The organism is Aquimarina spongiae (genome assembly GCF_900141785.1).
Taxonomy (GTDB): Bacteria; Bacteroidota; Bacteroidia; order Flavobacteriales; family Flavobacteriaceae; genus Aquimarina; species Aquimarina spongiae.
In genome coordinates this window covers 387,482-409,967 of the sequence record NZ_FQYP01000006.1, presented here as the reverse complement: position 1 = coordinate 409,967, position 22,486 = coordinate 387,482, and the positions used below count along the sequence as shown (strand labels likewise).

At 32.8% G+C, this 22,486-nt stretch carries 24 protein-coding genes; 1 reads left to right on the top strand and 23 read right to left on the bottom strand.

The genetic code is table 11. From position 1 onward, the window contains the following. From BUE24_RS15665 to BUE24_RS15615, 10 genes are all read right to left on the bottom strand, one after another. The coding region (locus BUE24_RS15665; protein ID WP_073317596.1) for a DUF6588 family protein at positions 1–791 on the bottom strand (791 nt) is incomplete at its 3' end. A 686-nt stretch (positions 792–1,477) separates the two neighbouring features. Continuing rightward, positions 1,478–2,050, bottom strand: a complete 573-nt coding sequence (locus tag BUE24_RS15655) for an SRPBCC family protein (protein ID WP_073317590.1) — start codon at positions 2,048–2,050, stop codon at positions 1,478–1,480. A gap of 77 nt (positions 2,051–2,127) precedes the next feature. After that, complete coding sequence (locus BUE24_RS15650) at positions 2,128–2,730, bottom strand: hypothetical protein (RefSeq protein WP_139242013.1); 603 nt, start codon at positions 2,728–2,730, stop codon at positions 2,128–2,130. Positions 2,731–3,026: 296 nt separating this feature from the next. Next, the gene (locus BUE24_RS15645) at positions 3,027–3,875 is read right to left on the bottom strand and encodes a hypothetical protein (protein WP_073317587.1); all 849 of its coding nucleotides are present in this window, start codon (positions 3,873–3,875) and stop codon (positions 3,027–3,029) included. Positions 3,876–3,964: 89 nt separating this feature from the next. Beyond that, the gene (locus BUE24_RS15640) at positions 3,965–4,324 is read right to left on the bottom strand and encodes a nuclear transport factor 2 family protein (RefSeq protein WP_073317584.1); all 360 of its coding nucleotides are present in this window, start codon (positions 4,322–4,324) and stop codon (positions 3,965–3,967) included. Continuing rightward, complete coding sequence (locus tag BUE24_RS15635) at positions 4,321–5,259, bottom strand: TolB-like translocation protein (protein WP_073317581.1); 939 nt, start codon at positions 5,257–5,259, stop codon at positions 4,321–4,323. Before BUE24_RS15635 ends, BUE24_RS15640 begins: the two co-directional genes overlap by 4 nt. Before the next feature lie 167 nt (positions 5,260–5,426). Next, positions 5,427–5,978, bottom strand: coding sequence for a nucleotidyltransferase family protein (locus BUE24_RS15630; RefSeq protein WP_073317578.1), 552 nt, complete (start codon positions 5,976–5,978; stop codon positions 5,427–5,429). 75 nt (positions 5,979–6,053) lie between these two features. Further along, positions 6,054–6,710 (bottom strand): CPBP family intramembrane glutamic endopeptidase, encoded by a 657-nt coding sequence (locus BUE24_RS15625; RefSeq protein ID WP_073317575.1) that lies wholly within the window; start codon positions 6,708–6,710, stop codon positions 6,054–6,056. Between the two features lie 114 nt (positions 6,711–6,824). After that, complete coding sequence (locus BUE24_RS15620; protein WP_073317573.1) at positions 6,825–7,643, bottom strand: LytR/AlgR family response regulator transcription factor; 819 nt, start codon at positions 7,641–7,643, stop codon at positions 6,825–6,827. A gap of 108 nt (positions 7,644–7,751) precedes the next feature. Continuing rightward, a complete protein-coding gene (locus tag BUE24_RS15615) occupies positions 7,752–8,132 on the bottom strand; it encodes a DUF2200 domain-containing protein (RefSeq protein WP_073317570.1) in 381 nt (126 codons plus the stop codon). A gap of 219 nt (positions 8,133–8,351) precedes the next feature. Between BUE24_RS15615 and BUE24_RS15610 the strand changes: the two genes are divergently transcribed. Then, positions 8,352–11,582, top strand: coding sequence for a S41 family peptidase (locus tag BUE24_RS15610; protein WP_073317567.1), 3,231 nt, complete (start codon positions 8,352–8,354; stop codon positions 11,580–11,582). Positions 11,583–11,647: 65 nt separating this feature from the next. Here the strand turns inward: BUE24_RS15610 and BUE24_RS15605 are convergent, their stop codons facing one another. The 13 genes from BUE24_RS15605 to BUE24_RS15545 form a co-directional block, all read right to left on the bottom strand. Then, positions 11,648–12,553, bottom strand: coding sequence for an AraC family transcriptional regulator (locus BUE24_RS15605; RefSeq protein ID WP_084549585.1), 906 nt, complete (start codon positions 12,551–12,553; stop codon positions 11,648–11,650). Between the two features lie 5 nt (positions 12,554–12,558). After that, positions 12,559–13,311: an SDR family NAD(P)-dependent oxidoreductase gene (locus BUE24_RS15600; RefSeq protein WP_073317561.1), complete on the bottom strand. Its 753-nt coding sequence runs from the start codon at positions 13,309–13,311 to the stop codon at positions 12,559–12,561. Between the two features lie 285 nt (positions 13,312–13,596). After that, entirely contained in the window at positions 13,597–14,304 is a 708-nt protein-coding gene (locus BUE24_RS15595; protein WP_073317558.1) for a DUF6090 family protein, read from the bottom strand. Between the two features lie 90 nt (positions 14,305–14,394). Continuing rightward, positions 14,395–15,312 (bottom strand): phosphate/phosphite/phosphonate ABC transporter substrate-binding protein, encoded by a 918-nt coding sequence (locus tag BUE24_RS15590; RefSeq protein ID WP_073317555.1) that lies wholly within the window; start codon positions 15,310–15,312, stop codon positions 14,395–14,397. A gap of 96 nt (positions 15,313–15,408) precedes the next feature. Continuing rightward, positions 15,409–16,074, bottom strand: coding sequence for a hypothetical protein (locus BUE24_RS15585; protein ID WP_073317552.1), 666 nt, complete (start codon positions 16,072–16,074; stop codon positions 15,409–15,411). 125 nt (positions 16,075–16,199) lie between these two features. Next, on the bottom strand, positions 16,200–16,568 hold the full coding sequence (locus BUE24_RS15580; protein WP_139242012.1) for a hypothetical protein: 369 nt from the start codon (positions 16,566–16,568) through the stop codon (positions 16,200–16,202). A gap of 329 nt (positions 16,569–16,897) precedes the next feature. Then, positions 16,898–17,341 (bottom strand): GNAT family N-acetyltransferase, encoded by a 444-nt coding sequence (locus BUE24_RS15575; protein ID WP_073317546.1) that lies wholly within the window; start codon positions 17,339–17,341, stop codon positions 16,898–16,900. A gap of 148 nt (positions 17,342–17,489) precedes the next feature. Continuing rightward, on the bottom strand, positions 17,490–17,978 hold the full coding sequence (locus BUE24_RS15570) for a YybH family protein (protein ID WP_073317543.1): 489 nt from the start codon (positions 17,976–17,978) through the stop codon (positions 17,490–17,492). 34 nt (positions 17,979–18,012) lie between these two features. Beyond that, positions 18,013–18,771 (bottom strand): NYN domain-containing protein, encoded by a 759-nt coding sequence (locus BUE24_RS15565; RefSeq protein WP_073317541.1) that lies wholly within the window; start codon positions 18,769–18,771, stop codon positions 18,013–18,015. 171 nt (positions 18,772–18,942) lie between these two features. Next, a complete protein-coding gene (locus tag BUE24_RS15560) occupies positions 18,943–20,124 on the bottom strand; it encodes a serine hydrolase domain-containing protein (protein WP_280174037.1) in 1,182 nt (393 codons plus the stop codon). Between the two features lie 67 nt (positions 20,125–20,191). Continuing rightward, positions 20,192–21,016, bottom strand: coding sequence for a ChbG/HpnK family deacetylase (locus tag BUE24_RS15555; RefSeq protein WP_073317536.1), 825 nt, complete (start codon positions 21,014–21,016; stop codon positions 20,192–20,194). 75 nt (positions 21,017–21,091) lie between these two features. Then, the gene (locus BUE24_RS15550) at positions 21,092–21,565 is read right to left on the bottom strand and encodes a DUF1905 domain-containing protein (RefSeq protein WP_073317533.1); all 474 of its coding nucleotides are present in this window, start codon (positions 21,563–21,565) and stop codon (positions 21,092–21,094) included. A 103-nt stretch (positions 21,566–21,668) separates the two neighbouring features. Further along, the gene (locus BUE24_RS15545; RefSeq protein WP_073317530.1) at positions 21,669–22,322 is read right to left on the bottom strand and encodes a hypothetical protein; all 654 of its coding nucleotides are present in this window, start codon (positions 22,320–22,322) and stop codon (positions 21,669–21,671) included. Positions 22,323–22,486 lie beyond the last annotated feature (164 nt).

Here is a 22,486-nt window from a genome sequence, read left to right as displayed (position 1 = left end):
CCTATTCCACCATAAAAATTGAAAACGGGCATTTTTGTGGCTCCAATCACTTGAAATAACAAGGTATTGGTGTTATTTTCAAATCGCTGATTTTCTCCGTCTACAATGTTGGTATCTGTAAAATCATAACTACCATCCAAATGAGTATAAGCTATTAAGCCAGAAATAGCAACAGGAAAAACCTTATCTGCAGGTAACCAAGATGTAAACTCATGTTGTAGACCAAAACCGTAAAAACCTACTTTGGCGTCGCTGGTGTTTATTTTTGGGAAGAATCTTGCCTTTATCTCCGTTCCTTTTAAAGGAGCAAAACTAGCTTGTAAAAAAGCAGTAGGAACAAAATTAATATTTGATTCTCCTAAACCTGTTGGTAATTCAAATTCTGCATCCTGTGGTGGTATTAAAGGCACTGAGCTTTCCCCTTCAACAACCACGACGATTCCTTCTATGTCTCCAAAAGCAGTAGCAACTTCTTTTTGCAAGCTCCCGTCCCTAAATTGTAGATTTTCATATTGAGAAGTATCTAAAACAAAAGACTTGTTATCATCTCCCACAAAGGCAGCGTTGGCAACTATTGAAATCTCAAAGCCAAACTTCTTCTTAGCTTTCGCATCATTAAACCAACCATGATTCATGCTATACATCAAACCATCTGATGCTGGCCTCAAATAATCTGAAGCAAATTGTTGTGCATCATTAATTCCCGCAGCCAATAAGTCATCTATATTTTGCTGCGCCCTGGAGGATAATCCTAATACCAAGAGGCCTAAAAAAAATATACCTTTTTTCATAATATTTAGGTTAGTTAGTACTTGTTTCCCTTTTAAGATATAAAATTTATCCCAGCAATGTTAAAATGAAATAAAAGAAGGGCACACCATAAAATCATTTTCTCATGAACTCTGGGAAAATTACGGAATCTCATAACTCAATCGATACAAACATGAGCTCATTTGACATAAGAAACCATGTTTCCAGATATTGATTTAATAAAAACTACAATTTTAAAAGTCTAAAATTTAAAAGTATTTATGGCATAACCCTTTTATTTATAACACTTAACAGTAACATATTGCAAACATCAAATTTCAAAAAAATAACAAACAAGCTTAAACCGTAAATTAATTACGGTAATAACATATGTTAAAATTTATAAAACCAAAACATTCAGTTTCATGATCATAAATATCTGCCAACCCTTCTGAAAAACTTGTTGGCGTTTTTTTTTAGTGTTGCAAAAACCTCGGAATAGAAAAATTTTGTTTTCTTTACTATGATAAGCAATATCCGGTTGATTTCGGGGGCATGGGCTTTTTTCTACCTGTGCATAAACCAAGCTTAAAGAAAATAGGAATACTATTAACGTTATTATCAGCATAAAGCTCCTATTAAAAGCATTGATCATAACGTTTAATGTATGAATAGTAATTGCCAAAAGGATATTATGATTTCATATTCTATATTAGCTGATAGTCATTTATTTATCATTTTCGTTAGCTTCAAAACTTTCTTCCTTAGTAGGAAAATAGTCCTTTGTGTTGTCTTCAATCGTTTTCTTAAGATTAATGAGATTTGCTTCCTCTTGTGCTTTGATTGACCCTCCTATCAATGCCATTATGGATTTTGAAATCGTACCATTTCCCACTGCGGTGGTGCTTGAACTAATTTTTGTTTTTCCATCTATAGAAGTCAGGGACATTTTATAATCCATATTCATAAAATCGTCTTCAAAAGTCATAGACATAGATTCGTTAGGAACGATTTCAGTAATAGTTTCTTTTATACTCATCTGCTGTCCATCATTATCAAAATACACCATTGATACTGCTCCTACAGTGCCGGGAGTGCCGCTAACCTGTTCAATTTTTTGAAATCCAGGAAGCCATTCTGACATCTTCTCTTCATCTTGGACTACAGCCCAAGATTCATTAGCTGGCTTTTCAACTATTACTTCACAATCATAAGCCAATTGAGGTTTGATGATCCCCATCAAAAAGAATCCAACCACCAAGATGGCTATAAACCCAAGAATATATTTTAAGTATTTCATAATTCTGATAATTTGTGTTTTTGACTATTAGCAAAATACTGAAATTCAAAACTTAACGCAAGTATGTTTTAATTCATTTAATTTTTATCAAACCCGTTAAACTCCTTTCTTTTCGTTTTTGGACAATGATTAACTACTATATCAAATTTCGAAACTTTTTCTGTCGGTGTTACATACCATTCACCAAAACTATAAGTTAACAAATAGACATTTTCAAATTTAGTTGGTTTTATAGACAGTTCTGTTTTTTCAGTTTCTGTTTTTTGAGGAACAGTTCTTAATTCTAATGAGATTTCATTTTCTGTGATTTTCCTTAATTTAGATATCAAATCGATATCCGGTTCCAGTTGATAGAAGAATAGAACTGAACTTTCATTTATTTCAAAAGCTGTTGTGTTTCCATCACAAGGTTCATAAATCACAAACTCATTATTGAGTCTTTTTAAACTTATCCAATGTCTCGGGAATCCTTTTAGGTCAACCCTTATTGGTTTATGCTTTTTTGCAATTTCCTTTTCATGATATGCAATGGCATCATTGTCTATTCGATTTGGTTTCCAGTTAATTAGTTTTTCAAAAATTTCTGAATTCCGAGTCGTGTCGATAAACAACTGATGTTTGGAAAAGTCCAAGTATTTTGGATTATTCTTTTCCAAAATCGTGTCCAAATCAACTTTCATTGCAGGAATTTTAGTCAGTTTATCTTTCGCCTTTTCTGATTTGGTTTTCTCTATACAAGAAGCAAAAATCCCAAATATTAATACTATGTAGATTACTTTTCTCAAATGGTGTATAACATTCCTTATATCCTGCGTTTGCTTCCCAAAGGAGCATAAGCAATATACAAATTGTTGTATGTCTTATTAATGTAAGAAACGAAAACCGTTTATCTTATAAATTATTCATAACCTTTTATCTTATTCAAGAAGTTGTTTCATTTCAAGGATTATCCGATACCCCCATCCGTCGATCTCTTTTATTCGATTACCGCATGCTGCTCGGATGTAGTGGTCGCTTTCATTTTCATCGTCATTTTTTCATTGACTTTAACAGTTACATCCATAGGTAATCTTGATGTATACTTTGTCAAATAACTTTCGTTAATATCATACTCCGATGTTCCAGTTCCTGTCCCGTTTGCTATGACATTTACTTGTTCTTGACTTGTATCCAATGTAACAGTTTGTTTAAAATCAAAAAATGCTTTCCCTCCTTTAATTTCGGTTAACAAATATTCTATATCTATTTTGATAGAAATAGGATTCATTCCTTGCATTGGGATTGACATCGGAACTTCGCTAGAGAATTTATCTCCAATTTTTAATGGTTTTTCTGGAAACTTTATGGCTTGTTGGATATTTTCCAGAGTAGCTCTTAAAGTTGTTCTCATTTGTTGAGATATGTTTTTCCCAAGTATAGAATCTACTTTGAATTTATTGTCAGCATCATATTTTCCTAGAATTTTTATTCCAGAATAAGGCTTTTCTTCAATCGTTTCTTCCCCATTAATTGTAGTCTTGGAGATTATTTTACCATAACTCATTGTTGCCGGAAATCCTCCATTTTCGTCCAAGTTGTGAGTAACAATACTGGTTGACATATTGGTTTCACTTTCCATAATCATCGGCAATTCAATTCCTTGACTTTTAAATCGATCCATTATTTCTTTATCAGCCTCAAATTCAATTTCTGTTTGTGAAGTTGTTTTGAGTTGAGTCTGATACTTCTTGTTGGGCTTGAACTTGGTTTTGAAAGTAATGCTCTCTTGAGCCCAACTTGATATTGAAATTAAAATCAATAAAACAAAGGTTGTTTTTCTCTTCATAGATTTCTGTTCTACAGATAATGTTTATGGTTTAGCTTAAAGATTATTTAATGCCATCTAAGCATTGTTGTGTTCCTTCTGTACTTCATTTATTCGGTTGGAATCGGCAAGTTATGCATTTTTAGAAATGACAATTTATCCCAATATCCACGTTGAAATTTGATTTTTCCATCAATAACTTGAAAAAATCCACACCCTCTTAATCCTAAAGGGTCTTTCCATTCTAAAATCGCCCATTCTCCATCTTCAAATAAATTTTCAGGAATACAGGTCATATCCGCTGTACTGAATTCGGTCGAAAACATCTCTTTAATAGCATTTCTCCCTTCAATTGGTTCGTTGGTCACTTGGTGATTAATTGCATCCAGATGGTATAGTTCTGCAATTTTGTCTGCATTTCCCTCATTGAATATTTCAATCCACTTTTCAATCAATTTCTTTGGTCTCATTGTTTTGGCCTTAAGTTTTCTATAACCTCTGTGCTTACCCAATAGATATTAGATAGTCCCGGCTCAATATCCCTTTCATCCCTACCAAAAAATAAGTACTTACCATCTGGGGTGATTCTTGGAGCTTTTTCGTTAAAACCAGTGTTTATGGTATTTCCAAGATTTTTAGGCGCTGCCCATGTTCCATCTTTCTCTTTAAAATAGACATACATATCATTATCCTTTCTTCCATCTTCTAGGTCGCTCTTTGCTGTTAAAATTATGTAATCTTGCGAAGGAGAAATGAAAGCATGATGACCAAATTCAAGTGCAACCTCCCGTACTTCGGGAAATTTACCATTTTTATTGGGAGCATGATAGGTTTTGAATTTTGATAAATTGAAATAATAAAGATCTCCATTTTTAGACTGATTCGGAAAAAATACCATATCCTCATTTATAGGTGAATCGAGAAGAGTCGCATTGCTCCATGAATCTTCTAAACGGTCTACATACCAAATTTTTTCATCTGCAAAAGCAGAGTCCATCGCTGTGAAATAAATCCTTTTCCCATCTGGGCTAACAAATGGGTGCATTTCTTCCTTTTTTTTACCGTTCGTAAAATTGGCTTTTTTTACAGGAGTCCATTTATCATCTTTCAGTTTTGAAAAATAGATAGATGCCTCTTCTTCTTTGTTTTCTGCAGCAAAATACATTTCATTCAACTCTGAAGAAAACGAAACGGTACCTTCGAACCTTCCATCAATTGAAACAATGCCAGGAGCAAAAACTTCAGGTATTAAACCAGGTGGTTTTTGATCAAAATAATAACGTTCTTTGATTAAAGAATCCTCCTTTTCTGTGTTTGATTTTTCCGTGTTGGATTGCTCAGTTTTGCAACTACTAAGAAGTATAACGAACACCAATATCAAGAATTTAGCTATTCGGTTTATCATTGCTTAATTTGTTTTAATTACTGCTAATATTTGGTGTAAAGATGGTTAAAAATTCTGTTAGGAATTCCTTATGAGTATCATGGTAACCGAATTGCAATAGAACTCCGTTACTTGTTCTAAGTTTACCGAAGTAAAAAATTCAAATACAATGGACTATATATGCTGTTCTAAATAGTTCTTATTTCTATTTTGTTCCACTTTTCTTTCCATTTTTTCTTTTCAATTCTACTGTTGTAAATGGTCAAATCAAATTTTGGTGTTGGTTTAACTAAAAGATTAAACAAATCTTCTAATCCATAAGGAGCTATATATTCAATTTGGTTTTTGAAATTCAACCTTATAGCTATCGAAGTCGCTGTTTCTGGCCAAAAGGAAATAGCTTCTTTACAAGTGTCATATTGCTCGTGTCCATTTCTGATATGCATTCTCGATTGATTCTTTACGGACCAATTCAGTTTTGGATTAATTTCATTTAGTTTGGCCTCAATTTTAGAGTCATATTCTTTTGTAGGATTTGATTTGTCAAAATATATTACATCAATGTCGTTCAATTCAGTTCTTTCTTTCCCGTGTTTTTTATCCCAAATTTTATTTCTAACAAAGCCAGCTCCAATCCAACAATCATTCAATTTTAAATCTCTAACGATCTTTAAAATTTCAATCATCCACCTGTCTGATTCAATTATTTCTATAAGTTCATTTTCTAATTCAAGATTCATTTATCAAATTAACTAGAGCTACTAAATATAGAAAATATAATTACCTGTTCTCAAAAAGATGCTACGATTTCTTAATTATGCACCCCAACCATAATACATAAAAACAAGGGCAGCGGTGTCAAAAAATCCGTGAACAGCAATAACGAACCATAAATCGTTCTTACGCAGATGAAAAATAATAGCGAGAAGCATCCCTGTAACACCTGCCACAATCTGCCCAGTTATTCCTTGATATGCATGTATACAACCAAAAATAAACCCAAAGAGTAGAATATTAATCACAAGGCTAATTTTACTTGATCCAAAAAACTTGGTAAACTGTCTCATTAGATAGCCTCTAAACACAATTTCTTCGCCGAATGCTGCCGATATCCAAATAATAACCAATAAACTCAATGCGGCAGGTAAGTTTCCTTTATACACTTCGAATACAGAAAAATCTATAGGTTGTCCTGTAAGATATTCAGCGCTTGGCACCATGATATAGAAATAAAATAGAAACATAACTATGCCCAAAATTGGAGCTATGATCAATAAGCTTTTTACATTGATTCTATTACGCTGAAAGCCTAAAGATTTAAACATATCTTTTTTATACTCTATGGCGCTTGCTACTAACATGATTAAAGCCGCTATGATAATGTAAAAATAGCCCAATAGATATAGCAGACAGCAAAGAAGAATAGCGATTACAGGGGTTACTTTTGTAGTTAAAAAGGTCTTGGTATTCATTTTTTATCGTTTTTAATTTTAAGCGAAGTAAAAACGATAAAGCAAGATAAACAGGGATTTATGGCTCATTTTTACCGAATGGTATCAAAATAACACCCGAATAATCATTGCGTTTTATAGCTTACCCTCAAACCAAGTCATAAATTCTTGTTTTTTATACCTACTAATGTTTATCTGAAAAGTCTTTTGGTTGTCAATAGTAGGTTTAAGTAAGACCGATAGCTTTCCATTTTCGATGGATTGTACTTGTTCGATAGAACGAGAATGAAGTACGATTTGTCTATTCGCTCTAAAAAAACTTTGTACATTGATTTTGCTTTCAACTTCATTCAAAGTGAAATCTGTAGTAATTGTCGTCCCATCAGTTTTTACAATATATACTATTTTGTTTTCGCTATATATAAAGGCAATTTCCCCATACTTAATCAAGGTTATTTTACCTCCTTGTTGTGTTTTAAGTATTCCTTTTATCGAGGCAAGCCTGTGAAGTCTATAAATATCTGTCGAAAACAAAAGCGTAATTCCAATTGCACTAATGAGTAGGCTGACAGATAGTCCTGTAAGCAGATGATACAGACTATAGGATTCAATTCCATTAATCAAACCATTTAAACCAAAATATAAAATAAGATACAGGATAGTAATATACCCTAAGGTTGAAAAAAGAAAACGCAGTACTGTTGGTGTGTTAATTTTGTTAGTAAAGTACTTCTTTTCAAAATGTTTGAAATTAACACCAGCAATAAGGACGATTAAGCCTCCTGAAATGATGGAAACTGCAATAGGAAGTAAAGGAAACTCGTAGTCTTGGTTAAACGGAAAATTTTCTGGCTCGGTAAGATGATTAGCCACAACAGAAATGATTACAATAATAAAGATATTTCTAACCCAAAAATTTGAAAAATTAATACGTTTTTTTAAGGCTTTAATCATTGTTTTTTATCGAAATTTTAGTCTATGGTATTGCATTTTTCAAACTTATGAATAAGGTTTAGATTCAACTACATTTCAATACAAATTAGATAGTATTAGCTCCAGTTGTTACTTTTTTTCTTCACGCAAAATTTTCTCCATTTTACGACCTTTTGCCAGCTCATCAATCAGCTTTTCCATACGTCTGCAATCCCGGTATAAGGCAAATTCTTCAGATATTTCTTCAATACGATATCCGCATACTACACCTTTGATCATGTCTGCATTTTCATGCATTTTGGCTCCTTCAAAAAAATCTCCGAAAGTCCCATTACCATCAATAAAGGATGCTAATGTATTCTGATCATAACCCGTTAACCACAAAATAACCTGGTCGAGTTCTTCTTTAGTTCTTCCATGCTTTTCTATTCTTTTGAGGTAATGTGGGTAGATAGATCCGAAATTCATTTTTGCGACTTGCTCATTTTTTTTGGCTGTTACTTCTGGCATGACTTATAATTTATTGTTTTTTTAACAACTTATGCGTGATTATTTATTTGTTTAGCATCTAATTTAGTAAACAAGAACAAGTAAGAGAAAATTCTAACGAAATTTTCCTAATAAGCGCTTACGGAAGAAATTAACTGCATCTGATGTTGTGCTCGCTTTAATTTTTAAAGTTTACTCAAATTTACGAATCAAACAATTAGAATACCTTATATTTTTATTATGAGACAATCAATCTTTCTGTTTTTTACCTTTATCTTTTCATTACAAATTTCATCAGCTCAAGATAGTTCTCAGTGGCTACGCTTTCCCGCCATATCTCCTGACGGCAAAACTATAGCTTTTAGTTATCATGGTGACATTTATACCGTACCTTCTACTGGAGGGACAGCTACTATTCTTACTATAAATGATGGCTATGATCATATGCCTGTATGGTCTCCTGATGGTTCTCAAATTGCTTTTGCTTCAAACAGGCATGGTAATTTTGATGTTTTCGTTATGCCATCCAAAGGAGGTACTGCTACCCGATTAACATTTCACTCTTCTAATGATAGTCCAAGCGATTTCAGTACTGATGGTAATTTCGTGTTATTTTCTTCTTCACGTTTAGATTTACATACTAATCAACAATTTCCGTCTGGGGTATTACCAGAATTATACGAAGTACCCATTACCGGAGGCAGAGTAACTCAAGTTCTAACTACTCCTGCGGTTAACACTAAGATGAGTAGTGATGGAAAGACATTACTTTTTCAAGACTCCAAAGGGTATGAAGATCCACTTCGTAAACACCATACATCATCTGTTACCCGAGATATTTGGAAATATGATGTGGAATCTAAAACGTACACGCAACTGAGTACGTTTAATGGAGAAGACATGGACCCCGTTTTTGCGAAAGATGGAAATTCTTACTATTTCTTGAGTGAATCTTCAGGTAGTTTTAATGTATACAAAGCAAGTCTCTCTGGTGGAGCTGCTCAACAAATTTCAAATTTCACCAAACATCCTGTACGTCATCTCAGCATAGCATCAGATGGTAAGCTCTGTTATGGCTATCATGGTAGAATATTTTTACAAACGGAAGGATCAGAACCTCAACTTGTAGAAATAGATATCCGTTCGGACTTACGTAATCTACCTGTAAAAACAATATCTGTAAATAATAACCTTAGTGAATTTGATGTTTCTTCCAATGGAAAAGAAATAGTTTTTATCAAACGTGGTGAAGTATTCGTTAGTTCGATTAAAGATGGAACCACAAAACGAATTACTAATACTCCGGAACAAGAGCGAAGTGTATCCTTTAGCCCCGATGGAAGGGCTATATTATACGCTGGTGAACGCAACGGAAGCTGGAATCTATATGAAACTTCATTGAGCCGTGAAGAAGAAAAGTACTTTTTTAATTCAACAATTTTAGTGGAGAAAATCATTCTCAACTCAGCTGCTGAAACTTTTCAGGCAAGCTATTCTCCTGATGGTAAGGAAGTCGCTTTTCTTGAAGAACGCACCAATCTGAAGGTCATCAACTTAGAAAGTAAGGAAGTACGCGAGATTATGCCCGGCAATAATAACTATTCTTATGCAGATGGGGATCAGTTTTATGAGTGGTCTCCTGATAGCAAATGGTTCTTGGTAAATTATTTAAGAGATGGTCAATGGATAGACCAGGCAGGTCTAGTCAATGCCTCTGGTAAAGAACCTGTTATTAATATTGTTCCTACTGGGTATGGAGCTCATATTCCGCAGTGGATGATGGGTGGTAAAATGATTACGTGGTATTCTAGCCGAAATGGAATGAAAAACCATGCAAGTTGGGGAACCGAAATGGATTTTTATGGCATGTTTTTAACACAAGCTGCCTGGGATGATTTCAACTTAAGTGAACTTGAATCAGAGTTAATGTCTGAAGAGAAGAAGGATTCAGATTCTGAAGGTGATAAAGATGACTCAAAAGATAAAAAGAAAGGTGAGGATAAAGAAAAGAAGGCAGATCCTATTGAGTTTGAGCTCGATGGACGCAAGGATAGAATCACTCGATTGACCACTCATTCTTCGGATCTTGGAGCTGCTATTATTTCGAAAGACGGTAAAACGCTCTACTACCTTGCCAAATTTGAGAAAGGTTACAATCTATGGAAAACTAACCTTCGTACTAAAGAAACAAAAATTCTTGCCTCATTAAATGCCAAAAGTCCAGGAGATATGGAGATGGGACCAAAAGGAGAAAACCTTTATATCCTATCAAACGGTAAAATAAGTAAAGTTGATCTGAAAAAAGGAAAGACAGAAGGTATTTCTATAAAAGGTGAAATGTTACTTGACGAAATGGCCGAGCGTGCTTACTTGGCTGAGCATATTTGGCGTCAAACGAAAAAGAAGTTTTACCGTAAAGATATGCAAGGCGTAGATTGGGATTTTTATAAAGAAGCTTATTTTGTTAAACTGAAGGATATCAATAATAATTTTGATTTTGCAGAGCTAATGAGTGAGATGTTAGGTGAACTAAATGCTTCTCATACGGGTGCAGGCTATAGAGCTTCGAAACCCAATGGAGATCAAACCGCTTCATTAGGAATATTCTTAGATCCATCGTACACTGGTGATGGATTAAAAATTATTGAAATTATGGACAAGAGTCCGTTAAAAAGTAAAGACAACAAATCCAAAGCTGGTCACATCATACAAGCTATAGACGGTGTGAAAATTAATAAGGACATGAATTATTATCCACTCCTTAACCGTAAGGCTGGTAAAAATACATTACTTACTTTCTATGATCCTACATCAAAAAAAGAATGGAAGGAGACCGTAAAACCAATTAATAGAAGAAAATTAAGCCAACTGTTGTATGAAAGATGGGTTAAAAATTGTAATAAGCTTGTCGAACAACTTTCTGGTGGTAAGTTAGGTTATGTACATGTTCGCGGAATGAATGATGAGAGTTTTAGAAAAGTATATGACGATGCTTTAGGAAAGCATTACGACAAAAAAGGATTGATTGTAGACACTAGATTTAATGGTGGAGGTTGGCTACATGATGATCTTGCTACATTTCTAAATGGAAAACCTTATATGGATTTTAGACCTAGAGGTCAAAATTTAGGATCAGAACCTCAATTTAAATGGAGTAAACCATCGGTTGTTGTAATGAGTGAAAGCAACTACTCCGATGCACATATGTTTCCTGTTACGTATCGAGCAATGGGTATCGGAAAGTTGGTAGGTATGCCAGTACCAGGAACCGGTACTGCCGTATGGTGGGAAGGGTTACAAAATGGAGCTTGGTTCGGAATACCGATGGTCGGTATTATTGATACCAAAGGTAAATACCTTGAAAACCAACAATTAGAACCAGATGTTAAAGTTGCACTAGATCCTGAAGTTGTTATTACAGGAAGAGATCAACAACTGGAGGCGGCAGTCAATGTATTGTCAAAGAATTAATTGTAAATTCTCCTAGCAAAAAACAAGCACTATTTTGCTAGGAGAATTTAAGTTATATAACGTATTTAATTTATCGTTCTATATTTATTTGGAGACACTCCTGTTTTGCTTTTAAATAAGTTACCAAAATACTGAGGATAATCGAAACCCAAATCATATGCAATTTCGCTAACCGTAGCATTTGAATTAAGGAGCATATTTTTAGCTTTTTCAATAAGATGAAAGTGTATTTGTTCTTGCGTATTTTTACCTGTTTCTTTTTTTAATAAATCACTTAAATAATTTTGAGAAAGGTTGACTTTTTCGGCACATAATTTAACTGTAGGAATACCATTTTGTCGTGCTTGCTCAGAATTATAATAATTAGTCAAAAATTCCTCTATTTTCACAACAATATCCTGTTGATTATTACTTCGCGTATAAAATTGACGGTCATAGAAACGATTACAATAATTGAGTAGTAATTCTAAATTAGAAATGATCAATGTCTGACTATGCGTATCAATATTTTGACTATATTCTTGTTCTATTTCATTTACACATTGGGAAATTTTCGTCTTTTCATTTTCGGATAAATGAAGAGCTTCATTAGAAGCATATGAAAAGAATGAATACTTTTTAATTTTTTTTCCCAATTCCGATTGTTGAATAAAATCGGGATGAAAATAAAGGGTCCAACCCTCGTCAAATCCTTTAGTGGGAGGATTGGTACTTTTAATAACTTGTCCCGGTGAAGTAAATACCATGGTACCTTCTTCGAAGTCGTAATATTTACGGCCATATAAAAATGAGCTGTCATGGTATTTAAATCCAATCATATAAAAATCCCAGATATAATTTTTATCATAAAGATCTAAAGTCCAGTCCACATCTTTGGATTGGACCAGTGAAATTGCTGGGTGCCTAGGTTTACCAAGTCCCAACAGCTTATGCATTTCACTAATGGATTTTATGTTTATAAACTCTTTCACTCCTATTAGTTGGCGTTATACGCACCATCGACACTTAAGATTGCTCCTGACATAAATGGAGATTGCTCGGAGCCAAGATAAAAAATCCCGTTGGCAATATCTTCTACAGTTCCCATCCGTTTCATCGGATGCGTTTCTGCTATACTTTCTTCGGTGTAACTTCCTGAATCGATTGCCGCTTGTAAAATATCAGTCTTTATCGCTCCAGGTGCAATAGCATTTACACGAATACCTTGTGTGGCATACTCAACAGCTGCACCTTTGGTAAGGCCAACAACAGCATGCTTTGACGCACAATATTGTACTGCATAAGGGATTCCGTTTAATCCTGCAATAGACGCAAGGTTTACGATAGAACCTCCTTGTTCATTATCTTTCATTTTATGTATTGCATGTTTCATACAGTAAAATAAACCAATTACATTAGTTTCTATAACTTCTCTAAAATTTTCTGTTGTCCCCTCTGCCAAAAAACAAGAATTATCACCTGAAATACCGGCATTGTTAACGATGCAATCCAAATGTTGAAATAGTTCAACCGTTTTGCCAATTAAATTAATAACTTCTTCTTCTTTTTGAACATCTGTTTTTAGAAAAATGCACGTCGCTCCTGTTTTGCTTATTTCTTGAGCCACGTGATTCCCTCTCTCTTCATTTCTTCCAGAGATTACAACATTATAACCTTCTGAAGCAAATTTTCTTGCTGTGGCTTTACCTATTCCTGTGGAACCACCTGTGATAATAACTGTTTTATTCATCTTTTAAATTGTTATGATTTACGGGTATCGCAAAGTTCATTTAGTAAGTTAAAAGACAATAAATCTAATCACAGGTATTCTAATACTTTTTACGGTTTATATTAAGCTTGCAAACAATAGTTATATATGATTACAAAAGGTAAACATATTAAAAATCAACAATTAGAGGCGGCAGTCAATGTATTGTCAAAGAATTAATTTAGGTTATATGATGTATTTAATTTATAAGTGGGAAATTGAGTTATAATTGGTTACATATGTTGTTCTGCTTTGGTTTTCGTTTTTTTAGTAAACAGTTTCAATCAAATTAATTTCCTCGTTTATTTGATCAATTAATCTTTCAGTTCGTATTTTTTGAGAACCATAACTTTTGATTTGTTTTTCAATTAAGTTAATTCTAAAATTTATATAGTTTTTAAGAGTTTCATGGTAGTACTTATCGGTTTTACTCTTGGAACTAAACTTTAATATTAAATTATTAACTGTTTCTGTATTTTGAGAAATAATTGCTGCATCAATTGTTTCTTCAACATGCTCTGTTTGTCTATAATACACTAGAATATCCTCGACTAAATAATTACTCCGTAATAATTCTATTTGTCCTGATGATATTAGATTATCAATCACTGTTGTATTAGCGTTAAACTTATATCCTGTGGTCAGAAAATTGAAATCTTTAACATTGTCGGTTATGGATTTAATGTAATTTGGCAAGTTCTTATTGACTTGATTTAATTTATCAATAAGCAAACTATCTTTGCTCATAATCGATCCATAAAGTTCTTTGTCAGAACCTAAATTTGTGGTAAGTCTTGTAAGATAGAGAATCTCTTTTTCCTCATTTTGTTGCTTTATATTCAAGTTATTAATGTAAACAGCAATCAATATTCCTATAACTACAAGAAAAATTTCTCCTAATCCGTATTTCAAGTATTTTCCAAATTTGTTTTCAGAGAGCAATTTTTGCCTGACTTTTCTAAAGAATTTTATCATTAGTCAATGTTTTGTAATAAAAGAGCGCAATGGTTTATAGATATAGTACAATTGGAAATAGCATTATTACCTCTATGATATAGTCCCTCACTAATTAATAAACATTTGTAAAATGTTATCAAGATGAGTTCTATTTCCATCAACCTCTCTAAATGAGTTATAATATTCGTCTGATATTAGTTGAAACATATCTGCTTGCTTGGCCTCAGACCATCCCAATTTTATTGATTCAAAAGCATCTATATTTTCTGTGTGCATATTCAACAATAAATTGGAAACTATCTCTTTTTCTTCAGAAGAAAACGCTTTATTGATCAATACAGGACCTAAGGGTATTTCATCTGACACCCATAATAATCTAACCTTATTTTTAAATGTTGAATCTGCCTGGATTTGTTTATAATATTCGCTACTACCGATAGCACATAGATCTGTTTCCCCACGCATTAGTTTTTCAAAAGTTGAAGTATGAGTCCCTCCATATTTTACTTCTTTGAACTCAGATTCTGGAGAAGGTATATCCATAGCACTTAAAAAGAGTCTTGGAACAAGATTCCCCGATGTTGATCCCTCCTTTACAAACATTATCCTCAGCGTTTTTGCTCTTTCCTTTAATTCATACAAATCTTTTACACTGTCGTTAGTAGTCAGAAATACTGTTTTATAATTGTCAACAGCACCTTTCTTTATGTGCATGTTAGCCAAAGGTATCATATGCTTGTTGTCTGATGAAAGCATTAAATACCCTAATGTGTTGATCAATGCAATATCAACATCATTTGATTTTATTCCTTCAATTAAAGATTCAACATCTGGATAACTTGTTGTTTTTACTTTACGTTCTAATCGGTTCTCTAATTCTTGTGATAATAATTTCAGATTCCCAACTCTGTCATTGGTCGCATAGGTATATGTAGCAAGTCTAACTGGTGTTTTATTCGGATTGCATCCAAAAAATGCTAGACCTGTAAAAAATATTGAGATTGTTAAATACAGTTTTCCTTTCATTTGTGTTTTTAAGAATAATGATCAATGTCTCTTTTATATTTTTTTGCTAGTAAAGGCATCATACGCAATATACAAATTGTTGCATGCAGTTTTATTTTATTCAATCAAAAACCGGGATGTATAATTAATGACATTGTCTTTTAAAAAGTTTTCAATAAATTTTGTGTCACTTTCATCAGGATAACTATTTTTTAGGTTGTCAAATCGTGTTTGGTAATCTTTTGTTTTTTTGAATTCTGCAAACTGCTTTTCTTTGAAATTTAAAAACTGTTCGTAACTGTAGTTTTTATCTTTTTTAAAATCACCTTCTTCTATTTCGAGCAAGAAATAGTTGCTATAAATAGACGCATATCCTGAATGGACATATTTTATACGTTTTCCATATGGTAATATGAGAATTCCACTAAACCAATCAATTCTGACTTTTTCTTGTGTTGGGAAATACCTTCTGTAGATGGAAAACCATTTTTCATTGTAATTCCCTTTACCATCAGTAAATCTAGGTATTTTCATATCTGTTAAATACAACTCGTTATCAATGATCTCAAAATACCCTACATATCCACGCCAAAGAGCCGTTGATATCATTCCTGGTCTTTTATCAGGATGTTTGTCAAAGTATGGTTCGAGAGGATTCGAATTCAAGTCATATTCAATTCCGTTATATTTTATTTTATCAGGGTATTGAGCTGTGAAAAGATCATCTGCTTTAGCACATCCAATTCCAGCTAAAATTATTAAAAAGGTAAAGGCTTTTTTCATAATCTGACGTTTAGTTAAGTTACATCTTTAGCTTATTGGGCACAATTTTAATGCCAAATGAGTTTATGAAATTTTCAATTAAGAATCGAATGATATTGTATACGTCAGATCTTATAAAATGAGTTTCAATTCATTTTATCTTTTGCTGGTAGACGTTTTATTATCTCTATCGTAGATAAGTACTTTAGACAAAATTCAGGTTCACCTTTACCGAACTCTTTTTGGTCTGATGAAGTAATCAATAACGTTTTACCTCCAATTTTAAAGACTCCTTCCAGTTGATATTCAGTGCCACCACTTCCTGCTCCTCCTTCAAACATGTAGTATTGTAAAGTTGCTCCATTTTCAAAAGAAAATAATGCTTCGTATTGATCTTCTTGAAGTGTTGATTGTATTTTAGAAATACTGAACTGCCTTATTGTTCTTCCTTTAGCGTTGCAGTCAATTAAGATGTTGTCATTGTTTTCGAGAATGGTACACTCTTTAGGAATCATTATCTTAATTTTAAGGTATTCTAGTTCCCGTTTGACAAGGTTCTCTTTGCTCAATTCATCTCTAAAACTGCGTTCATTTGAATTACAGCTGGCAATAATCAATGTTATTAATAGTACAGTTAGTTTTACGTTCATTATTACTGCTTGTAAACGTTTAGTATATAAATCGTTGGAAATTCCATCAAGTAATTTCCTATGACTACCAAGGTAGCAAAATTGTAATGAATTCACTTCTACTGAGTGTTTCGATATGCTCAGGACTAATTTGTCGAAGCAAGCAATTCAGCTGCAATAAGCTATACACATATTGTTCTATGTTCGTTTTTCAATTATAAATCTTTTGCTAGGCATATACTGTCCGGAATATCCTTTAGTTTACCATACTTCTCAATAGAATTATAATTATTTCTTTGATAAAGTTTACCCGCTTCAGGTTGTTTTGATCCCATAAAGAGGATGCATCTGGAATTTCCTAATTCTCTAGACCAATTTTCTAATTCTGTTAAGATTTTTTCTCCTACTCTTTGACCTCTAGCTTCTGGAGACACATACATTCTTTTAATTTCCATAGAACTAGAATTATATGGAGAGATTGCTCCGCAACCAATTGCTTTGTCTTTTTTAAATACTAAAACGACATAATTTAAATTAGAGATATCATTAAATTGAGATAACGGATGGGTTTTACCATCTCTCTTTGCAAGATCTAAATTTAGTAATTGCACAAGTCTTTTAAATTCCGGGGTTTGAGAATTTGTTCTTATTATTTCCATTAAGTTAAATAACGTACAACGTCTCGGCTATGATTTCGTCGTCAAATTTTTCGTAGGAAACATTTTGCATATGAAATCGACCATATTTATTAATTCAATATTATTACTCTATTCACAATGAATTATAGCCATTGTTGGCAAACCCTTTTTATTTTTTTTCGTAAGCCTGGTTTATCATATGACTAATTATTTCCCATTTGTTGTTTACTTTTTTATAAACTCTTAAATGGTGAATATGTCTGTCATTCATTACTGAGCCATCGCTCCACTTTTGGCCTTTTCTAATATTGGTTGAACGAAGAATAGCATAGTTATCGGTCAGAAATTGGACATCTTCATTTTGGTAATTGTCAGTTCCTTCCATTACGAAATCCATAGCAAAAATTTCTTTAAGTAGTTCTCTCAGCTCTGACTTTGATTGCATTCTATCACCAAAAGCATTCGTCCAATCCGTATTTTCGGAATAGTCAGAAATTGCTAATTCAACATCTTTTTTATCCCACCCTTCATTCCAGTTATCAATGGTTCGAATTATTTTTTCGGATTCTATAGCTTTATCTATGTTCACCTCTTCTTTATTCGAATTGCATCCAAGTGCACATCCAATGAACAAGACTAACAAAATTTGTTTTTTCATATCAAAAGGTTTTAAATACTCTCCAATGTCTTGGCTAAGATTTCTTAGTCCTTGTTGTACGCTTTTCTTTTATTTTAACATAAATCAGTTTACTTCGTCCTTTAGGGTTTTCACGTTGTTCTATTTCAAACTTGTTAATTGATTTAATAAGTGGTGTGAGTTTTTCGAATCCATAATTTCTAGAGTCAAAATTGGGGCGTTTTTTCTGGATCAAACTTCCAACATCTCCAAGGAAAGCCCATCCTTCCTCATCTGACAAATCATTGATTGAAGATGAAATTAAGTTAATCTCTTTATTGGTGATTTTATCTACTGAAGATTTAGTCGTTTCTTTCGCATCTGTTTTATCTTCAGATTGTTTCCTAAGAATTTCTATGTAAATAAACTTATCACATGCTACGATGAACGGGTTCGGTGTTTTTTTCTCTCCTATTCCGATAACTAGCATTCCTGCTTCTCTAAGTCGTGTAGCCAAACGAGTAAAATCACTATCACTAGAAACAAGGCAAAATCCATTAACTTTTCCACTATAAAGAATGTCCATAGCATCTATTATCATTGCAGAATCTGTTGCATTTTTTCCCGTTGTGTATCCATATTGTTGAATTGGAGTAATTGCATTTTCTAATAGCAAATTTTTCCATTTAGTCAAACCTGGTCTCGTCCAATCACCGTAGATTCTTTTAATTGTTGGATTACCATATTTGGCAATCTCCTCCATCATTTCTTTTACATTGGCCGATGGGATATTGTCTCCATCTATTAGAACGGCTATATTTATATTCTGAGTCATTTATTTCTTTCTATTGTGAATTGTCTGTAACGGTTTCATGTTGGTATAGTAGCGGTGTTTTACTTACAAATTGTTCGTTTTTGCACTGACCTTTATTTTATATATATTGTTTCTTTTTATAATCTAATACAGTTCTTACTTATACATCTTGTTACCAACTCTATATCAGGATTAATAATTAGTAAAGTTATTTATGAGCTTTGAAAAAGCTAATTTCTTGGTGGGTTTGAATAGTAGTTTGTCTACATCTTTATAAAACTTTTTATTGTTCCATATATTATTGTTCATTAAAATTACCCATCCCCTTCCATCGTTTATTTTTGCCATCATTCCATATGAACCAATAAGAGACCCATTATGCCACCAGTTTTTATGGGTATCTACAAACCAACCTTTAGCATAGTTAGAATTCTCAAGGGAGGCCGCAAACATAGTATTTAAGGACTGGGGCAAAACAATGTCTTTTCTATTAGTGTAACCATCTAAAGCGCAAATTAGTTTTGCTAAAACTATAACCGAAGAAGTCCACCCGCCACAGGAATCTAATAGGGATAGATCAAAGCCTCCATATTCTGGTTTTACCTTTTCCTGAAAAGGATAAAAAGCCGAACTGGATATATAACTATCCTCACTATAATATACCGATTCGTTTTTACCAGAATTTTTGGAGTCACCTATCTTAGTATCGAACATTTTTAATGGACTGAGCACTTGTTTTTTTACAGCATTCTCATAATCCAACCCTGTCAATTTTTCAATGACCCTTCCCAAAATACAATATCCTAAATTTGAATACATAAATTTAGAGCCTGGAGCATTATCAAGATAATGATTTTGTAGCATATATATAATAACATCCTTTGGGGTAGGCGATCTGCCTAAATGTAAAGAGTCTGAAACTAGTTGATTCTTAAACATAGGATCAAAACTTTTATTTTTCCCCCAGCCAGCAGTATGCTCTAGAAGTTGTTGTACATTGATTTCTAAAATTCTTTGATCAAGAATTTTTAAATATGGTGAATCATTCAAAATACCATTTTTCCCAAAAACTTTGTCTGACAAGCTAAGTTTTCCTTCTTCCATCAGAGTAAAAATAGTAACCGCGGTTATTGATTTAGAAATACTCCCAATTCTAAATTTATGTTTTGGTGTTACTTTTTCTTTTGTGGTTATATTACTATATCCGTAACCTTTTGTATATACGAGATCTCCGGCATTGATAATTGCAATAGACAAGCCTTCTATTTCCCATTTATTCATAAAACTATTAATGGTTTTGTCGATTTTATTTGTTTGTTGCCCAAACAAATTCAACAAAAAGAGACAAAAAAATAGATTTAATATTAGCTTCATTAAATTATCAAGATTAATAAATATTGTTGGTAACCGTCTCGCATAACCATCAGTTTTTTTATTGTGGTTATGCTTTGTCGTCATGTAAAGTTTTCTTTTTCATATCTGCATAACTGATTAATTTAATTCCTAAATCCTCGATCGCATGTTTGACCCTAGGATCTGTAAATACTTTCAAACATGAAAATCTATCTTCTGCCACATTCTCATACCCATTATGTTTTGTAGCTCTCATTTCTTCACTATCTAAACTGGGATGGTCTATAAAAAGATAGTCTCCTTCATTTAATTCATATAATGAGCTTATAAACTTATCAATTCTTTCTTCATGGTCAATTATTCCTTTATATCCCCTAATTTGCTTAATATCTTGAGCACCTATTTCTAAATTAGAGAGTCCGTATTCTTCTCCCAGCTTTACACAAAGATTCGTTACTTCAGAATCCAACATATGACAATTCATGTGGAAGCTTAAATGTGAAACTTGCTTTACTCTTTTGAGTCCTAGTTCGATTTGTGCTCTGAACTCCTTTTCAATATCAAAAATTTTCCAATCGTTATTGGAAAGTGACCTTCTTTTTGGGTAGTACTTCTCACCAGTGAGCATTGGAAAAAAACAGCCATTATCTTCAATCAAACTTGAGGCTGATGTGATAGGTTTCCACTTAACACCTTCCCATTCTGATGTCAATGTAAGATGTATTCCAACATCCACGTTTGGATGCTGATTTAGCATAATACAAGCTTCTTCAAACCAAGCACAAACGGTCATTAACTCCAAACTTTTTACGATTCCATGGGTGTAAGATCTGATACACCCCAAGTTTGCAGAGTGTGAAGATCCTATATCATCTCCTCTCACTAAAAGCCGGATGTTGTTCCCAATACTCATTTGCGTTAGTTTTAGTTGTTACACAATGTTTTAGCTAAACTACATTTTAATGTGGTTTCCATTTTATTAGGGGTATTATTTTTTCATTTTGAGCCTTTCTGCGTCCAGAAAGTTCATGATAATTTTCACTTGTTTATCAATGTCTTTAATTTTATTGAAACTGTAGATCAGCGATCTCTTTTTTCCATCAGTCAATTTATTGTAAATGGCTTTTGAATCTATATCTTGTTCTAAAAATACAGTTAAAACTTCGGGAACTTCCACTCCCAGTTGATCAGGGTCTTCCTCAATTTTAAAATTCACTTCCTCTCCAAGTTCTTTATTTAACTTTTCGAGGTATTTCCCTGCAACGATTATATAAAAATTCCCGTCTCCTAAGTGATTCAAACCGCAGCGATAGGAAACAATATGATCAATGGTGCAAATCATTCGTGTTGCTCGTTTTCTATTGAACTGATTTATTATATCTGAATCAATTTTCAAATAGAAATATCCACCTTTTCTTTTTTCAAGTTGTTTTATTTCCTGTTTCCCTTGATATGATGTCATTTATTGTTGTTTGATTTTTCCGGAATTGTACCTGACATCCCTTTTAAGTTCCGTTTGCTTCCCGAAGTAAGCTATTGAACTATACAAATTGTTAGGTAATGTTTTACGATATGTGAAAATAATCTATTATTATTTCGTCATTTTCTCTCCATTTTATCCAAACTGAAGGAATCTTTTTTCTTTTACTCTCATAAACATCATCAATTTCACAACGTCCATGAGTAGATATCTCAATCCATTCTCCTTTCATTGACTTTACAAAATAACACCTTTGATACTCTTTTGTAATTTTAAATTCTTTTGATTCTTTTTTAGGTTCCAAATAGAATTTTTGTGGATATTTTTTTTTCAAACCAACGGTAAACATTCCAGAAAGGTATTCAAACCAAGGTTTTATTTCTATATTATTAGTTTTCTTTATCCAATACTTTTTTCCAGTCTCTGTATTTACTACAATTTCAATGCAATCATCAATAATTTGTGTGTATTGGAACTCGAAAATAGAATAATCGAGATGGATTGTTGCGTTAGTCCATTTTCTATGTATTTCTAAATCTTTGATATCCCAACTTTTAGTTGACGTATTGTTGAAAAATTCCATGATTTTTATTGGAGTATCACTTTCTATTGAGTCATAAAATTCAACAATTGTATTAGCATTGAATCCAATATTGATAACTCCTTCTCCAAATATTTTTTGAGAAAAAGTTTGAGCTGGAAGCACAACTATAAATAAAATTAATATGATTTTCTTCATTATTGAATTCTAAAGTTATCTAAAGTATACATATAGTAACCTTCTGTAAGTATACCCATAAATATAAAAAATATAAGTCCCTCTTTTGACAAAAAGATGAGATGCTTTATAAAACAAAAAAACCACCAAAATTGGTGGTTTTCTATAGTATCATATGAAAGGTG

Bases quoted from the DNA above. Each gene is read 5' to 3' on its own strand.
- BUE24_RS15630 (WP_073317578.1), bottom strand. From the start codon at position 5,978: ATGAATCTTGAATTAGAAAATGAACTTATAGAAATAATTGAATCAGAC.
- BUE24_RS15585 (WP_073317552.1), bottom strand. From the start codon at position 16,074: ATGAAAAAAGCCTTTACCTTTTTAATAATTTTAGCTGGAATTGGATGT.
- BUE24_RS15580 (WP_139242012.1), bottom strand. From the start codon at position 16,568: ATGATTCCTAAAGAGTGTACCATTCTCGAAAACAATGACAACATCTTA.
- BUE24_RS15645 (WP_073317587.1), bottom strand. From the start codon at position 3,875: ATGAAGAGAAAAACAACCTTTGTTTTATTGATTTTAATTTCAATATCA.
- BUE24_RS15625 (WP_073317575.1), bottom strand. From the start codon at position 6,710: ATGAATACCAAGACCTTTTTAACTACAAAAGTAACCCCTGTAATCGCT.
- BUE24_RS15550 (WP_073317533.1), bottom strand. From the start codon at position 21,565: ATGACATCATATCAAGGGAAACAGGAAATAAAACAACTTGAAAAAAGA.
- BUE24_RS15570 (WP_073317543.1), bottom strand. From the start codon at position 17,978: ATGAAAAAACAAATTTTGTTAGTCTTGTTCATTGGATGTGCACTTGGA.
- BUE24_RS15655 (WP_073317590.1), bottom strand. From the start codon at position 2,050: ATGAAATACTTAAAATATATTCTTGGGTTTATAGCCATCTTGGTGGTT.
- BUE24_RS15640 (WP_073317584.1), bottom strand. From the start codon at position 4,324: ATGAGACCAAAGAAATTGATTGAAAAGTGGATTGAAATATTCAATGAG.
- BUE24_RS15590 (WP_073317555.1), bottom strand. From the start codon at position 15,312: ATGAAAGGAAAACTGTATTTAACAATCTCAATATTTTTTACAGGTCTA.
- BUE24_RS15595 (WP_073317558.1), bottom strand. From the start codon at position 14,304: ATGATAAAATTCTTTAGAAAAGTCAGGCAAAAATTGCTCTCTGAAAAC.
- BUE24_RS15620 (WP_073317573.1), bottom strand. From the start codon at position 7,643: ATGATTAAAGCCTTAAAAAAACGTATTAATTTTTCAAATTTTTGGGTT.
- BUE24_RS15610 (WP_073317567.1), top strand. From the start codon at position 8,352: ATGAGACAATCAATCTTTCTGTTTTTTACCTTTATCTTTTCATTACAA.
- BUE24_RS15565 (WP_073317541.1), bottom strand. From the start codon at position 18,771: ATGACTCAGAATATAAATATAGCCGTTCTAATAGATGGAGACAATATC.
- BUE24_RS15615 (WP_073317570.1), bottom strand. From the start codon at position 8,132: ATGCCAGAAGTAACAGCCAAAAAAAATGAGCAAGTCGCAAAAATGAAT.
- BUE24_RS15635 (WP_073317581.1), bottom strand. From the start codon at position 5,259: ATGATAAACCGAATAGCTAAATTCTTGATATTGGTGTTCGTTATACTT.
- BUE24_RS15575 (WP_073317546.1), bottom strand. From the start codon at position 17,341: ATGGAAATAATAAGAACAAATTCTCAAACCCCGGAATTTAAAAGACTT.
- BUE24_RS15545 (WP_073317530.1), bottom strand. From the start codon at position 22,322: ATGAAGAAAATCATATTAATTTTATTTATAGTTGTGCTTCCAGCTCAA.
- BUE24_RS15555 (WP_073317536.1), bottom strand. From the start codon at position 21,016: ATGAGTATTGGGAACAACATCCGGCTTTTAGTGAGAGGAGATGATATA.
- BUE24_RS15600 (WP_073317561.1), bottom strand. From the start codon at position 13,311: ATGAATAAAACAGTTATTATCACAGGTGGTTCCACAGGAATAGGTAAA.
- BUE24_RS15560 (WP_280174037.1), bottom strand. From the start codon at position 20,124: ATGAAGCTAATATTAAATCTATTTTTTTGTCTCTTTTTGTTGAATTTG.
- BUE24_RS15650 (WP_139242013.1), bottom strand. From the start codon at position 2,730: ATGAAAGTTGATTTGGACACGATTTTGGAAAAGAATAATCCAAAATAC.